Origin of the sequence: Thiothrix caldifontis (assembly GCF_900107695.1) — a bacterium.
GTDB classification, from domain to species: domain Bacteria; phylum Pseudomonadota; class Gammaproteobacteria; order Thiotrichales; family Thiotrichaceae; genus Thiothrix; species Thiothrix caldifontis.
This window is the reverse complement of the sequence record NZ_FNQP01000034.1, coordinates 1-13,435: the sequence shown is the minus strand read 5'-3', so window position 1 is coordinate 13,435 and position 13,435 is coordinate 1. Positions and strand designations below refer to the sequence as shown.

At 50.3% G+C, this 13,435-nt stretch carries 17 protein-coding genes and 1 CRISPR repeat array; of the genes, 4 read left to right on the top strand and 13 right to left on the bottom strand.

What is annotated here, in order from left to right; all coding sequences use genetic code 11:
- Positions 1 to 216: 216 nt before the first annotated feature.
- From BLV87_RS17305 to csx16, 8 genes are all read right to left on the bottom strand, one after another.
- Positions 217 to 807 (bottom strand): Uma2 family endonuclease, encoded by a 591-nt coding sequence (locus tag BLV87_RS17305; RefSeq protein WP_093070716.1) that lies wholly within the window; start codon positions 805 to 807, stop codon positions 217 to 219.
- A gap of 17 nt (positions 808 to 824) precedes the next feature.
- On the bottom strand, positions 825 to 1,148 hold the full coding sequence (gene cas2 / locus BLV87_RS17300) for a CRISPR-associated endonuclease Cas2 (RefSeq protein ID WP_093070714.1): 324 nt from the start codon (positions 1,146 to 1,148) through the stop codon (positions 825 to 827).
- Positions 1,148 to 1,927 carry a CRISPR-associated endonuclease Cas1 gene (locus tag BLV87_RS17295; RefSeq protein ID WP_175518042.1) on the bottom strand — a complete coding sequence of 260 codons (780 nt, stop codon included), beginning with the start codon at positions 1,925 to 1,927 and terminating at the stop codon, positions 1,148 to 1,150. Before BLV87_RS17295 ends, cas2 begins: the two co-directional genes overlap by 1 nt.
- Positions 1,924 to 2,880, bottom strand: coding sequence for a CRISPR-associated endonuclease Cas1 (gene cas1, locus BLV87_RS17290; protein ID WP_093070711.1), 957 nt, complete (start codon positions 2,878 to 2,880; stop codon positions 1,924 to 1,926). The genes BLV87_RS17295 and cas1 overlap by 4 nt, the downstream gene beginning before the upstream one ends.
- 68 nt (positions 2,881 to 2,948) lie before the next feature.
- Positions 2,949 to 3,239: a CRISPR-associated endonuclease Cas2 gene (locus BLV87_RS17285; protein WP_093070709.1), complete on the bottom strand. Its 291-nt coding sequence runs from the start codon at positions 3,237 to 3,239 to the stop codon at positions 2,949 to 2,951.
- Positions 3,229 to 3,777, bottom strand: coding sequence for a hypothetical protein (locus BLV87_RS17280; RefSeq protein WP_093070708.1), 549 nt, complete (start codon positions 3,775 to 3,777; stop codon positions 3,229 to 3,231). The genes BLV87_RS17285 and BLV87_RS17280 overlap by 11 nt, the downstream gene beginning before the upstream one ends.
- 181 nt (positions 3,778 to 3,958) lie before the next feature.
- Positions 3,959 to 5,164: a TIGR02221 family CRISPR-associated protein gene (csx2, locus tag BLV87_RS17275; protein ID WP_175518040.1), complete on the bottom strand. Its 1,206-nt coding sequence runs from the start codon at positions 5,162 to 5,164 to the stop codon at positions 3,959 to 3,961.
- A gap of 10 nt (positions 5,165 to 5,174) precedes the next feature.
- The gene (gene csx16, locus BLV87_RS17270; RefSeq protein WP_093070704.1) at positions 5,175 to 5,465 is read right to left on the bottom strand and encodes a CRISPR-associated protein Csx16; all 291 of its coding nucleotides are present in this window, start codon (positions 5,463 to 5,465) and stop codon (positions 5,175 to 5,177) included.
- Between the two features lie 112 nt (positions 5,466 to 5,577).
- On the opposite strand from csx16, the gene BLV87_RS17265 reads away from it, so the two are divergent.
- The 3 genes from BLV87_RS17265 (at position 5,578) to BLV87_RS17255 (ending at position 9,143) form a co-directional block, all read left to right on the top strand.
- Positions 5,578 to 7,125, top strand: coding sequence for an ATP-binding protein (locus tag BLV87_RS17265; protein ID WP_093070702.1), 1,548 nt, complete (start codon positions 5,578 to 5,580; stop codon positions 7,123 to 7,125).
- Positions 7,122 to 8,669: an ATP-binding protein gene (locus BLV87_RS17260; protein WP_093070701.1), complete on the top strand. Its 1,548-nt coding sequence runs from the start codon at positions 7,122 to 7,124 to the stop codon at positions 8,667 to 8,669. Before BLV87_RS17265 ends, BLV87_RS17260 begins: the two co-directional genes overlap by 4 nt.
- Positions 8,670 to 8,960: 291 nt before the next feature.
- On the top strand, positions 8,961 to 9,143 hold the full coding sequence (locus BLV87_RS17255) for an AbrB/MazE/SpoVT family DNA-binding domain-containing protein (RefSeq protein WP_139282222.1): 183 nt from the start codon (positions 8,961 to 8,963) through the stop codon (positions 9,141 to 9,143).
- Positions 9,144 to 9,158: 15 nt separating this feature from the next.
- Here BLV87_RS17255 and BLV87_RS17250 read toward each other — a convergent pair whose 3' ends face one another.
- From BLV87_RS17250 to cmr6, 5 genes are all read right to left on the bottom strand, one after another.
- Complete coding sequence (locus BLV87_RS17250) at positions 9,159 to 9,488, bottom strand: hypothetical protein (RefSeq protein ID WP_093070697.1); 330 nt, start codon at positions 9,486 to 9,488, stop codon at positions 9,159 to 9,161.
- 197 nt (positions 9,489 to 9,685) lie between these two features.
- A CRISPR array of direct repeats spans positions 9,686 to 10,277; the repeat unit is 36 nt; unit sequence GTCTTAATCCCTTTTAAATCAGGGCGGTCTTCAGAA.
- Positions 10,278 to 10,577: 300 nt separating this feature from the next.
- The gene (gene csx2, locus BLV87_RS17245; RefSeq protein ID WP_093070695.1) at positions 10,578 to 11,840 is read right to left on the bottom strand and encodes a TIGR02221 family CRISPR-associated protein; all 1,263 of its coding nucleotides are present in this window, start codon (positions 11,838 to 11,840) and stop codon (positions 10,578 to 10,580) included.
- A gap of 26 nt (positions 11,841 to 11,866) precedes the next feature.
- Positions 11,867 to 12,232 (bottom strand): HVO_A0114 family putative DNA-binding protein, encoded by a 366-nt coding sequence (locus tag BLV87_RS17240; protein WP_093070693.1) that lies wholly within the window; start codon positions 12,230 to 12,232, stop codon positions 11,867 to 11,869.
- The gene (locus BLV87_RS17235) at positions 12,229 to 12,516 is read right to left on the bottom strand and encodes a toxin-antitoxin system TumE family protein (protein WP_093070692.1); all 288 of its coding nucleotides are present in this window, start codon (positions 12,514 to 12,516) and stop codon (positions 12,229 to 12,231) included. The genes BLV87_RS17240 and BLV87_RS17235 overlap by 4 nt, the downstream gene beginning before the upstream one ends.
- Positions 12,517 to 12,566: 50 nt before the next feature.
- Positions 12,567 to 13,100, bottom strand: a complete 534-nt coding sequence (cmr6, locus tag BLV87_RS17230; RefSeq protein ID WP_093070690.1) for a type III-B CRISPR module RAMP protein Cmr6 — start codon at positions 13,098 to 13,100, stop codon at positions 12,567 to 12,569.
- Positions 13,101 to 13,223: 123 nt separating this feature from the next.
- On the opposite strand from cmr6, the gene BLV87_RS19545 reads away from it, so the two are divergent.
- On the top strand, positions 13,224 to 13,382 hold the full coding sequence (locus BLV87_RS19545; RefSeq protein ID WP_175517813.1) for a hypothetical protein: 159 nt from the start codon (positions 13,224 to 13,226) through the stop codon (positions 13,380 to 13,382).
- Positions 13,383 to 13,435 lie beyond the last annotated feature (53 nt).

The window sequence follows — 13,435 nt, the reverse complement described above, 5'->3', positions numbered from 1 at the left end:
GTCTTAATCCCTTTTAAATCAGGGCGGTCTTCAGAAGGCTCGTGTCTAATCAGCCTTTTGAATCAATGGGTTACAGAGACCCTTAGCAGGAAATTCACTGTATAAAAAGTTGTCTTGGACGAAAATGCAACAAGGTGAGTTTTTAAAGAAGCGACACGCTCAGGTTTCGCGTGTTAATGGGTTGATTTTACGATGATTTAGCGGCGAATGGAAGGATTATTCAGCAGGCTGGGTAAAATCAATCCCTTCGTAAATCTCCGCCAGTGTCAACGTGCAGTCAGGGCAGGGCAACGTGAGCGCTTGTTCCAGATCATCAAACCGCGCCACTTCCCAGCCCGTTTCTGCATCGCTGTAGTACATTGTTACCAGTGGTTGATCTTGCGCTACAATCAAATAAACCTGCAACGATGCCAGCTTTTGGTAGGCAATCAGCTTTTCGGCGTAATCCTTCCACTCAGTGGATTTGGAGGTAACTTCCACGATCAAACACGGTTTTTCCAGATAATATTCATCCGCTTCATCTTGCTCGCAACTCACGATCACATCTGGATAGTAATAGGCTTTGGAACGTTGCGCCCTAGCTTTGACATCAGATAAGTGAATGTCACAAGGTTTATCGCGTGAAGCCAGACGTAAATTGAAAGCGATATTGAACGCAATACTGTTATGTCGCCGACTTGTTCCCGCCATCGCGTACACCACGCCATCCACATACTCATGGCGTTCTTCCGCAAGTTTTTCACCTTCCAAGTATTCTGCCTCGGTGATATAAGCCGCATTATCCAATGCCATTTTTACTGCCAACATGATGATTACGCCTCGATCTACAATGTATCCCGATTATAGCGCACTTCCGCAGGCAACTTCGCCCCCGTCACCAGCAAGCCATCGCCCCACAACGCCTTACCCAACATCACCCATTCCGGTTCATTCGGCAAGGGGTACACCCGAATATCATCCTGCTTGGGGTGGATCAAGGTGCGCAAATGCTTCAACACCTTCTCGCGCCGTTCCCCATCCAGCTCAATCAAAAACACCGAATATTGCAACGGCAACGCAATCTTTTTCAAATAACGGTGTACCCGCCCCAACCGTTTCGGGTTAGCAATATCATACGCAATAATATGCGGCAAACGTCGATGCGCCATTAGTCCGCCTCCTGATGTTTCAACAAGCGCCACAAGCGATTCAACGCCACCCGTGCGCGTTCCTCAAAATGCCCATGATGCGTTTCGTAAAAATGCACCATGCTGTAACGCAAGCCCTTATCCGCAAACACCTGCGGCACATCGCCACGCACCACCAGCCAATACGCCTCCAACAGCAACAGCTTTTCCACATCCCGCGACAGATGCACCCGCCGCGTCAACGGCAACTGGATATTGTCACTAAACCCATACACCGCCAGCACCTCACTCACATGGCTGGCAATCGGCGCTTGCAATTGCGCCACAAACACCGCAAACCGGCACGGCAATTGCGCCTGCACCAACGGTTCCACCTGCGCCATCACCCGCTGCGCCACCGACCCCAGTAACGGACGTTGGCAAGCCCGCGCCATGCGTTGCACCCAGCGGCTTTCCTCATGCACCCGCCACTGCTGATACAGCGCATCACCCATTGCATCATCCGCGCAAGCGTGCAACAACGCCTCCAGTGAAATTTGGCTGCTGCGATCACTCAAACAATGCCCCACCAGCACCCCATCGCGCCCGCGAAACGCCACCGGAATCCCGTATTCCAAACACGCCAGCAACGCTGCCGTTTCCCACTCCACCTTGCCCGTCACCACCACCCGTGAAATGCGCCGTAACGGGTAAAAACTATCCGCCTGCTCATGCGCTTGCACCCGCAACGCCACCTCATCCAACAGCACCGCATTCGCCTGCGCCACATCCAAATACAATGGTTTACGCGCTGCCGTCATGCTGTCACCTCCCCCTGTTCCCATTCCCGCATTGCTTTGATCAAGCCCCGCACCTGCCAGCGCATCGCCCGCCCCAACGGACGCAAGCGCGTTTCCAGACTCGCAAAAAACACCTGCCGCCCCGCCTTATCCAAAAAGCAGCCGTTCACATCCATCTTGAAATGGTGTTCGCGCAAGGTCTGGGTGCGAAAACATTCCCACACCCACGCATCAATGTGCGGTCGCCACACCTCAATCAAATCCGACGCTAACGATTCCCGCCCGAAACTGGTTTCGTGATAAAACCCCAGCAACGGCTCCAGCCCATGCGTGTGGATAATCTGCACCGCCCGGTTATGCAGCAAGGTATACGCCAACGACAAGGTAGCATTCACCGGATCAGGTGGCGGTCGCCGCTTACGCCCCGCAAACCCCAACGCCACAGGCAACACCGCCGCGAATGCACCAAACATTGCCCGCGCCGCCGCGCCTTCCATCCCCAGCAACGATGCCAAACTTTCCGCGCTTGCCAGATTCGCCAATTGCGCCCGCAATTGCTGCTGCGCATCCGTCAACGCCTTACGCTGATCCGCCCGCTCCACCAGCATCTCATCCAACAAACGCAAGTGCGCCGCGAATTTTGCCGCCAATACCTGCCGCGTAAACGCCAGCCGCCAGGTCGAATCCTGCGCCAGCCGGTAATGCAGCAAACGGATACTGGCATCGTTATGCCCGCTGCCCAACAGCACCGCCCGCCGCTGCGGTTTGCGCTGACTGGCAACGCTGAACGCAATCCCGTGTTCCGCCAATGTCCCCAATACGCTGGTATCCAGTTGCACATTCGCAAGGCACACCACCCGCTCCAGCAACGCCAATGGCACCGGGCGCTGACGCACCTCACCCAACCGCGCCACCAGCGTTGCGCCTTCCACTGCCAACGCAGCATTCTTATGGTCGATATACAGTGTGGTCATGATCGTCTCCTAATTCTTACTCCCTTCACCCCTTGCGGGGGAAGAGCTGGGGAAGGGGGTCTTTCTTCTCACCCCAAATAAAACCAGTCCGGGTCAACCGGCGTGACCCCCAGCCCCAACGTATGCACTGTCTGTCGCACATCCAGCCGAATCAGCAGGAAACTGTCGTCAGCGTCATGCAGAATAAAGCTCATATCGCCCAGCAATTCGCCTTTTTCCGCATCCGTCAACCACACCTCATGCACCGATTTTTGCCCACCCGTGGCATACGCCCGCACGCAATGCAACGCTGCCCGCAGCCGCCCCGCGTCACTCACGTCATACGCCGCGAGGTACAACACCCGTTGACTATCCGCCATATTCCACCCCACTAAACAGCGATGTTGCAGGCAGTTTCAGCAAGCCAAACCCGTGGTAGCCGTTGCCCTCATGGTGATACAGCAATACCGGGCAACCGTTGCTGAGTTCCGCGCCGACCATTGCCGCTGCCATGCTGGGGCCTGCGTGGAAGTAGTGGATGCGGTCAACCCCTTGCGCGTACATTTCCCCGACTTGCTGGCGCACGCTGGCCTTGAACGCATCCACCTGATACACGCCCAGCCCGTCACGTTGTAGGTAAAAAATGCGTTCACGCGGAATCGCGGCAAGGTTGGCGTGTTGCTGGCAATAGTTTTCCACCGCCGCGCGGATATTGCGCCCCGGCAACAAGTCGATAATGAGGATGGCAGGGCGATTGCCCGGAGCCGTGCGGATAGCTTGCAGGTATTGACGGTAACGGCGGCGATTGCCCCACACCACCTGATACCATGTCCAGAACACCGGAATGGCGAGGATCAGCCCGATAACGATACCGAGCGGGTCGAGGATGGTGTTGATGATGTCGAGTAGTGTTTGCATGGTAGCCCCCTGTTTGACGTTGAAGAACCCTCACCCCCCAGCCCCCTCTCCCGGAGGTAGAGGGGGGCAAGAGCTTGTTTTTCTTAGCCCCTCTACCTATGGGAGAGGGGGGTTGGGGTGAGGGTCTTTGGAACATCATGCCGCAAACAGGGGAAGAAGTCGGCAATGACAAGCTTGTCAGTTAGCCGTGAGTTTTAGGAATCAAGGTCGTGAAGATGTGATGTAGTGTGCGGGTCAGTTCCGCACGGTTTGATACGGCCTTCACCACGTCGGCATTGCGCTGGGTACTGCTATGGGCAAGCTGGTTACGGATTTCACGCAACAATTTGTAATCACTCCACGTCGCTGATGGTTTGCGCGTTTCATATTGGTCTTTAGTGTATTTACGCTCCTCAAAGCTATCGGGCTTACCGCCTTGTTCTTGCGTCAGTTTGGTAATGAACGCTTCAAAACCGTAGATGCAGGCACGTAACAAGTTGCCATGTTCCAATGCTAACCACGCCACAGCCGTTTGACGCAGGTGTAATTTGTCTTCATTGACCCATGCGAAACGTTGTTTCAGGGCAGGCAGGAACAACACTGCATGGCGGCTGCATCGGCTTTCTTCTTCACGGAGTTTGCTGAGGAAATCGCGTAATTTGCCGCGTGCTTGATGCACATTATTGGTTTGTTCGTAAAATGCCGCATCCTGCAAACTTTCGACCGCTGCTTGACTGATGCCTGATTGACGCAGCAATGTGACAAATACGGCATAATCCCCGGTTTTGTCGTAATGGGTCAGGGCTTCAGTCCAGCGGTCAATTTCCAGCAAACCATCCAGCCGCATGACCGGGGTTATATCGGCTTGGGTCAAATCCAGTGCGCCATAGTAAATGCCTGCTATCTGCACATCTTTCAGGGTTTGCAATAGCAAAGCACTTTGTTGAACCAACATCGGCAAATGGCGCAGACCGTGTGTCACGTCTAGCGTTGCCGTGTCATTGTCGGCAAAGCAATTGACCAGTATTTCCAAGGTGGCTGTTTGTTCTGGTTGGGTGCGCCCGTAAGGAATCAGGCGCAATTCACAAGGAATGCCCAGCACAGCTTGTAAGTGTATTGCCAACTGGTCAAGGGTTGCTTGTTGCACCTTGTCTTGTTGGGCAGCTTCCCCCAGTGTGAGCAAGGCTTCTTCCAGTTCCACTTGTTCACTGAGGGCTGTTTCCAGCAACAGGTTATCCCACATGCTGCCTGTCGTGCCGAGAATGACCAGTTTGTCAGGGCGAATATGTTTACACAGTTCTAGACCGAAAAAGCGTGAAGTGCGATGACTGCCACCTTCAAAGGCATAGGTAGCTTCGCGGTAATTGCTGGCGGCTTTGCCGAGCATGGTGACGAGTATGTGTGACATGGTTTTTGCCCTAATGTTTCTGTGCCGCATAGCCTTCCAGCCGCGCCCCGTAGGTACGCATATCCTCCGCCGTCAGCTCCTTACCCCGCGCATCGGCAGGCAGTTCCAGCGTCAGGTGGAAATACTCGCCGCCCCGTGCATTCACTTCCGCCACCAGATTGATCGGTAAGGTGCCAAGGATTCTGTCACCCGGCTGCACGATAGCCACATCGAAATGCGCCAGCCGTTCATCGACGTGAAAGCCTTCCGATTCCGCCCAATCGACTGCGCCGGGGTGGCGTGAGATGAAGTAAGTGGTCATGGTTTCCCCTGTGTTTGGCAAAACCGCAGTGTAATGCAGGGCAGGGGGCGGCGCGAGGTTGGCAAGCTTGTCGTGCTATACTTGGCGCATCAACCCGAAGGAATGTTGTCACATGAGCAAGCGCCCCGAATTACCCATTGGCATCCAGGATTTTGAAAAGCTGCGTACTGATAACTTGCTGTATGTGGACAAAACTCAGTATATCCATCGGCTGTTAAATGCTGCGGGGTATTTCTTCCTGTCGCGCCCGCGTCGCTTTGGCAAGTCGCTGACACTTTCTACCCTCCGCGCCATTTTTGAGGGTAAGCGCGAGTTGTTTAGCGGCTTGTGGATTGAAGACCAATGGGACTGGAACAAGGTACATCCAGTCATCCATCTGTCTTTCAGCAGCATCGGCTACCGTACCTTGGGGTTAGAAGCAGCGATTGCAGCAGAACTACAGGTGATGAGTGAAACGTTAGGGATTGCATTACAAGCGAAAACCATTGACCGGCAATTTGATGAGTTGATTCGCAAACTCGCCCAACGTGATGGCAAAGTGGTGTTACTCATTGACGAATACGACAAACCATTGATCGACTACCTCGACGATATTCCACTGGCAAAAACTAACCAGCAGGTGATGAAAACCTTCTACTCGGTACTCAAGGATAGCGACCCTTACCTGCAATTCTTGATGATCACTGGTGTGTCGAAATTCAGCAAAGTGTCGATTTTTTCTGACCTGAATCACCTCAAAGACCTGACGCTTGACCGCCATTACGCCGCGTTGACCGGTTATACCCAAGCTGAGTTGGAACACTATTTCGCCCCGTATATGCCCGAAGTTGAAGACTACCAAGGCATTACGCAACCCGAACTGCTCGACAAACTGCGCGAATGGTATAACGGCTACAGTTGGGATGGGCGTACCCGTGTGTATAACCCGTTTTCCATTCTCAATTTCTTCAGTGCGGGTGATTTCCGTAATTTCTGGTTTGAAACCGGCACACCCACCTTCCTCCCCAAACTGATGAAAGCCCAGAACATGCTGGACGTGGATCAGGTGGAACTCGACGAAATGGGTTTTTCGGTTTATGACATCGAAAAGCTGCAAGTGTTGCCAGTGTTATTCCAGACAGGTTATCTCACGATACAAGCCAAGCTGGAATACGGTTTGTATCGCCTCGGCTACCCCAACCGTGAAGTTCGTGCTGCGATGCTGGCGTATTTGATTGCGGAAATGCGCCACGATGACACCATCAGCAGCACCCCGACGGTGGTTTCGTTACACCGTGCGTTTGCCGCCAATGATCTGGAGCAGGTCATTAAGCTGGTGAAAAGCATTTTCAAAACCATTCCCTCGCATATTTTCATCAAGGAAGCGGAAAGCTATTACCACAGCCTGATCCATTTGGTGTTCCATTATCTGGGGCTGTACACCGAAAGCGAAGTGAATACCAATGATGGGCGGCTGGATTGTGTGGTGAAAACCCCGACGCATATTTACGTGATTGAGTTCAAGCTGAATAAAAGTGCGGATGAGGCAATGCAGCAGATTAAAGACAGGGGTTACGCAGAAAAATACCGTACTGATTCGCGCCCGAAGGTATTGGTCGGCATTAATTTCAGCAGTGAAACCAAAACGGTAGACGATTGGCAGCAGGAGAACTTTACATGAACAAACGCCCTGAATTACCCATTGGCCTTCAAAGTTTTAGCGAATTACGCACCCGTAACATGCTGTACGTGGATAAAACCCCGCAAATCCACCGCTTGATCAGCACCGGCAAGTATTACTTCCTGTCGCGCCCACGCCGCTTTGGTAAATCACTGACACTTTCCACCATCGATGCTGTTTACGAGGGCAAGCGCGAGTTGTTTAGCGGCTTGTGGATTGAAGACCAATGGGACTGGAACAACGTGCATCCAGTCGTGCAACTTTCTATCAACAAGCTGGATTACCAAGGCAAAGGCTTGGAGGTGGCCTTGCAAGAGGGGCTGCAATACCATGCCAATCGTTATCAATTAGCGCTTCTCAGTAATACCGCGAAAAGCCAGTTTGCCGAACTATTGGAAAAACTCGCCACCCAATATGGCAAAGTCGTGTTATTAATCGACGAATACGACAAGCCGCTGATTGATTACCTCGACGATATTCCACTGGCAAAAGCCAATCAACAGGTGATGAAAACCTTTTACTCGGTGATTAAGGATAGCGACCCCTATCTTGAATTTTTGCTGATCACGGGCGTGTCAAAGTTCAGCAAAGTGTCGATTTTCTCTGATTTGAATCACCTCAAAGACCTGACGTTTGACCGGCACGCTGCGGCGCTAACAGGCTACACCCAAGCAGAATTGGAACACTATTTCACCCCCTACATGCCCGAAGCCGAAGACTACCAAGGCATGACCCGCCCCGAATTGCTCGATAAACTGCGCGAATGGTATAACGGCTACAGTTGGGATGGGCGTACCCGTGTGTATAACCCATTCTCCATCCTGAACTTTTTCAGCGATGGGCAATTCCGCAATTATTGGTTTGAAACCGGCACGCCGACCTTTTTGCTGAAACTGTTGCGCGAACAAAATCTGTATAAGCTGGATAACCTCACCGTGCATGAGCGCACTTTTGCCAGCTACGATATTGAGTATTTACAGGCACTGCCCATCCTGTTCCAGACTGGCTACCTGACGATTAAAGCCCAACAGTCATTTGGGCTATATACGCTGGATTATCCCAATAGCGAAGTACGTGAATCCCTGTTGGATTACATTATCAGTGATTTACGTTGCTTGAATACCCCGATGAGTAGCCCGATGGTGGTGGAATTGCACCAAGCCTTTGCTGCCAATGATTTGGAGCGGGTCATTAAGCTGGTGAAAAGCATTTTCAAAACCATCCCTTCGCACATTTTCATCGCCAAGGCAGAGCATTATTACCATAGCCTGATTTATCTGGTGTTTTTCTATTTGGGGCAATACACCGACAGTGAAGTCAACACCAATGACGGGCGGCTGGACTGCCTAGTAAAAACCCCGACGCATATTTATGTCATTGAGTTCAAACTGGATAAGAGTGCTGATAAAGCGATGCAGCAGATCAAGGACAAGGGGTACGCGGAAAAATACCGTGCTGATTCGCGCTCGAAGGTGTTGGTGGGAATCAATTTCAGCAGTGAAACCACAACGGTGAAAGAGTGGAAAACCGAAGTCTTGGTTTAAGCCAACCACACCTGTACGGGCGTACTCAAAAACACCTCCAGCGGAATGCCGCCTGTGCCTACCACCAGAGGGGTCACATTGGGAAAAGGAAACGGCGTGGTTGCTGCAAACGGCTGGTAAGCAGCGCCAGTTGGGGGCGTTGGTGCATGTGACTCTCCGAATTACTCAGTTTGTTGAGTAATTTTACTCAGTAACAAATGCGTCTTCAATGCTTATTGACCCTTGCCAACAAACGCCTAGACTCAATAGTTAAGTTTGACTTTCCAACTTTCTAACGTTTAGGTGATGCCCGTGACCTATGTTCAGGTGAAACGCAAATATCAGGTGACGATTCCCGCCGCCTTGCGCAAACGCCTCAACCTGCACGAAGGCGATATGCTGGAAGTGCGGGAACAGGAGGGTGTTATCAATGATGACCGGATCAAGTTCCCGCCACACATCACACCTATCATTATCAGCAAGCTAATGCTTTAAAGGAGAGGTATTGGTTTAATCTGGACAGTAGTCACTCCATGACTGTGGCTTGGTATTTTCCTGTAAATCTTTCGATAACGTGCTCAATAAAACTTCATCTAGTAAACCTGCATTGCGTATCATGAGTAACTGTAATGTTGCTTGGTTTCGGCTATGAGCATCAAATAGCTGGTGCATTCTGGTGTTTTTTTCTTTCAGAAATTTTTGAGCCAATTGCAAACGGTCATACGGGTGTTCTGCTGAATTATTAATAAGTTCTGATAACTCTTGCAGGCTTTGAGTGCAAAATTTATCGAAAGCCGTCTGTTTAATTTTTACAAACTTTTTCCAATCACGCTCTTGCATCCTGACAAATCCGTTATGGTAACGACAATGTAATTATACAGCTTCAGATCAACAATATCATCATCACGGATGGTTTGGTAAAAGCTCAGCAGTCATCACTGATCAAAAAGTTTTATCAATATTAAGACGATACTCTTTTAAATCAGGGCGGTCTTCAGAATTTCTTGCAAGTCACGGTAAGCGTGTCTTATTCGTTGGTCTTAATCCCTTTTAAATCAGGGCGGTCTTCAGAATCTAATTGGGAACGCCACCAATGAACAAAAGCGTCTTAATCCCTTTTAAATCAGGGCGGTCTTCAGAAACATTCGTAACGGGCATTATATTGATGTGTTAAGTCTTAATCCCTTTTAAATCAGGGCGGTCTTCAGAAGAAGCGGAACATCACCAGACGGTACAAAGTGGAGCGTCTTAATCCCTTTTAAATCAGGGCGGTCTTCAGAATGCCATTTTTGTGGTTCAGATGATGTCTCACAACAGTCTTAATCCCTTTTAAATCAGGGCGGTCTTCAGAAGTTTCAACTTTCTTTCTAAACCCTTCGTTAATTGTCTTAATCCCTTTTAAATCAGGGCGGTCTTCAGAAACTTCCTTCACAGTCAAACCCCAATGCGGTTGCGTCTTAATCCCTTTTAAATCAGGGCGGTCTTCAGAATATTATGCAAACATTTAAAGAATGTGTTGAAAGAGTCTTAATCCCTTTTAAATCAGGGCGGTCTTCAGAAACTTCCTTCACAGTCAAACCCCAATGCGGTTGCGTCTTAATCCCTTTTAAATCAGGGCGGTCTTCAGAAGGCTCGTGTCTAATCGACCTTTTGAATCAATGGGTTACAGAGGCTCTTAGCAGGAAATTCACTGTATAAAAAGTTGCCTTGGACAAAAATGCGACAAGATAAGTTTTTAAAGAAACGACACGCTCAGGTTTTGCGTGTTAGTTCGCTGATTTTACAATGATTTTTTGAAAAATGGAAGGATTATTCGGCAGTTTTGCTGCTATCAGTGCTCGATTTGATCCCTACCTTAAAGTTAAGGATTGTGGCTGACTGTAGGTCGGGCTTCAGCCCGACAACTGCCTTTAAACGAACCGTTGACAATTACGCCTTCAGTTTTGCTTCAAATTTGTCGAGCAGTATTTGCAAGTCTCGAATCAAACTGTTCGCAGGGTTACGCGCATCTTTTTCCTTAAAACCACCGTGCTGGATGTCATTTCTGACATTGCGTATCTGGTCGGCAATCCGCTCTGGTGAGTCTTTGCCTTCGGCGGCATTCCAGCGGCTTTCCATATTGCTGCGGACATCGGGTTTCAATTGTTGCTCATCTGCGCCTTGTGTTTCCGCATACAGCGAAACCCAGCCTTCGCGCAACACAATCGCCGCTTCGGGGTAGCGTTCGTAGCTGACATACAATTTTGCCAGCTCCAACATCGCCTGATGCCCCTGTGGGCTAAACAACGAATCCGCCGGAATGCCTTGCAGCTTGGCTTGCAACTGTTCCAACACTGGGAACAACGGCATGAAATGGGTACGCACTTCGGCTTCGCTTTGCGCAATCTTGGCAAGTACATCGCTGGCGCTGCCACGCTCTTTGCCCGTGATGATTTGCGGCACGCGCACCGTGGAAATATTGTCCGAAAACGCACGGATGGACTCCGCCAAACTCGCCAAGGTTCTGGGGCGCTCGCCTTGCCCCGCCTTTTGGATAGCCGCATTTTCCTGACGTGCCAGCGTTGCCAAACCTGCGCCATGCCCGGTTTTCATGAAACTTTGCAGGCTGCTTGACCAATCCAATAGGTTGATAAAGGTACTCATGTCCCAAATATCAGAGGCACGTTTCTCACGGTTATATTCGCCGTACAGAATACGCATGTCGGGTATCTCTTCTATGTTACGGGTTGAACGAACATAGTTGATCACCGCCGCAGCAAAGAAAGGCTGCGAGCGGAAGCCGTGGGTAATATCAAAAATAACCTTTTTATCATTCCCTTGAGGGATATTTTCCAAAATTGTATTGAATTGCTCCCACTGCTGTTCGGCATTTGACCCAAAAGGAACACGCACAACACGCGGTTGTGGTAGTTGATGTGCCTCAAATTCAGCAAGAATTTTATGCAAATGTGCCTTTTCTGCCTGCTCGGTTGCCAGCAATACAACCTCTTTTACCTTGTGCGAGCCTGTGCCTTTTTCCTCAATGACATAGCCTTGTGTAATTGCCCTCACCACATAGCAAGTGTCGTTAATATCCGTTTGAGGGTCTTGGTTAAAGCGGTAAGTGGTAGGCTGGTAAACATACTCACCCGTTGGTTTTCCATCTGGGTCACGCTTGGCTTCACCAAGACCAAGAAAGCTGATTAGGCGCATGGGGTTATCCTTTGTATCGTTGGTTGTTAAGCAGCAGCCTGTAACGGCAACCGCACATCAATCTCATCCCAAGGCACGAAGACCTTGCCGTGTTCATCTTTCTCGATCACCAGCCATTCGCTGAGCAAGGCGACATCTTGATGCACATTGCGGTAATGCCGATCCAGCCGCTTTGCCAGCTCGTAGATGGAAACTGCGCCGAGTTTCTTGAGTTCACTGATCAACTCCCAGCGTTTGGGCGTGAAGACCTTGGCGAACTGCGGCACGGTTTCAAAGCCGATGCTGAAATGGGGCGTGACGGCTTGACCTGCTTCGAGCTGTTGCAGGGTTGCGCCGAAGGCGTCGAGGGCAGCGGTGGCGGGTTGAATTTCGACGTGTAGTACATGGCTCATGATATTGCCCCCTCTAGGTCACGTTTGAAGTCTGCCAATAGTGTTGGTACATTTTTGAAAACATAAGCGACTTCCAGCACCCCCATATGTTTATGGTCGCCTTTGCCACGTTCGTTGTCGTAACCGATGACACGTTTACCTTCAACGATGTAAACCAGACGGTATTTGTACGGGTGTTCAGAAGGCGGTACAGGTGTTGGAACTTCCCATACCACACCTTCGATAATCCCGTCACCATAGGCTTGGCGGAACTTGTGGAGCAGCTTTGCTTTCGATTCTGGCATGATGCGTCATTCATGTGGGGTTTGTAAAGCCATATAGGGTATATAGTGCATCATACTATATCAAACAACACATTCATATTGCCTTGGCTCTTAACCACAGCCGTTGCTACCAAGCGTTGTTTTTCCAACAGTTTACGTTTGTCATCCGGTAGCTTTACGAACAATGCCTTGGCATCGTCACCGCGTACTGTTGCCCGCTTTTTGTTGCCTGTTGCGGTGATTTCGCCACTACCTTTTTGGTATTGGAAGGTGGACTTTTCCCAGCGTTCTTCATTGGTTTGGAATGATGGCGTTGACGTTGTTGTTGCAGATGTTTGCTTTGCACCAACTATTTGCATCGCCCCATAACCTACGGCTGTTTTTGCCCCAAACCCCAGCCATTTGAAAGCGTGGTTAAAGGCTGTTTGCATCAGTGCTTGCCAGTTCTGCACATCCTTCAGCCGTTGCGTATCCGCTGTTACATGAAAGGTAAATTTAGACTTGGCTGGAATGACCATGAATACGATTGGATTGGGGCTACCTGCATCGTGGGGTGTGCCATTGCCTTGATAATAATCCCCATAATGCGGGGTCATCACATCCATGCCCTATACGCATCAACTTTAAGCCCTCCATTCCCTAACTTGCTGTAATCTCATCCAATTATTAGGTTTTTTCCTCCGTTTGTTTTGTCGGCAAGCGGTTGAAGAAGCGAAGAGTTTTGCCAGTTGCTTGAGGCATTTTATCAAGCTGCGTCGCTCAGCGATGCAGGCGGCAAGATGGGAAGCCTGTTCCTGAATGGCTTGAACACCTTTGGTGAGGCTGCGCTGGGGTATTTCCCACAATCCGGTGAGCATGATCCAGTGTTGGATGAGGATAATCAGTAATTTGACGTAGATTTCACACAAAATTCGCCATACGTTGGCACTTCTGGAAACCG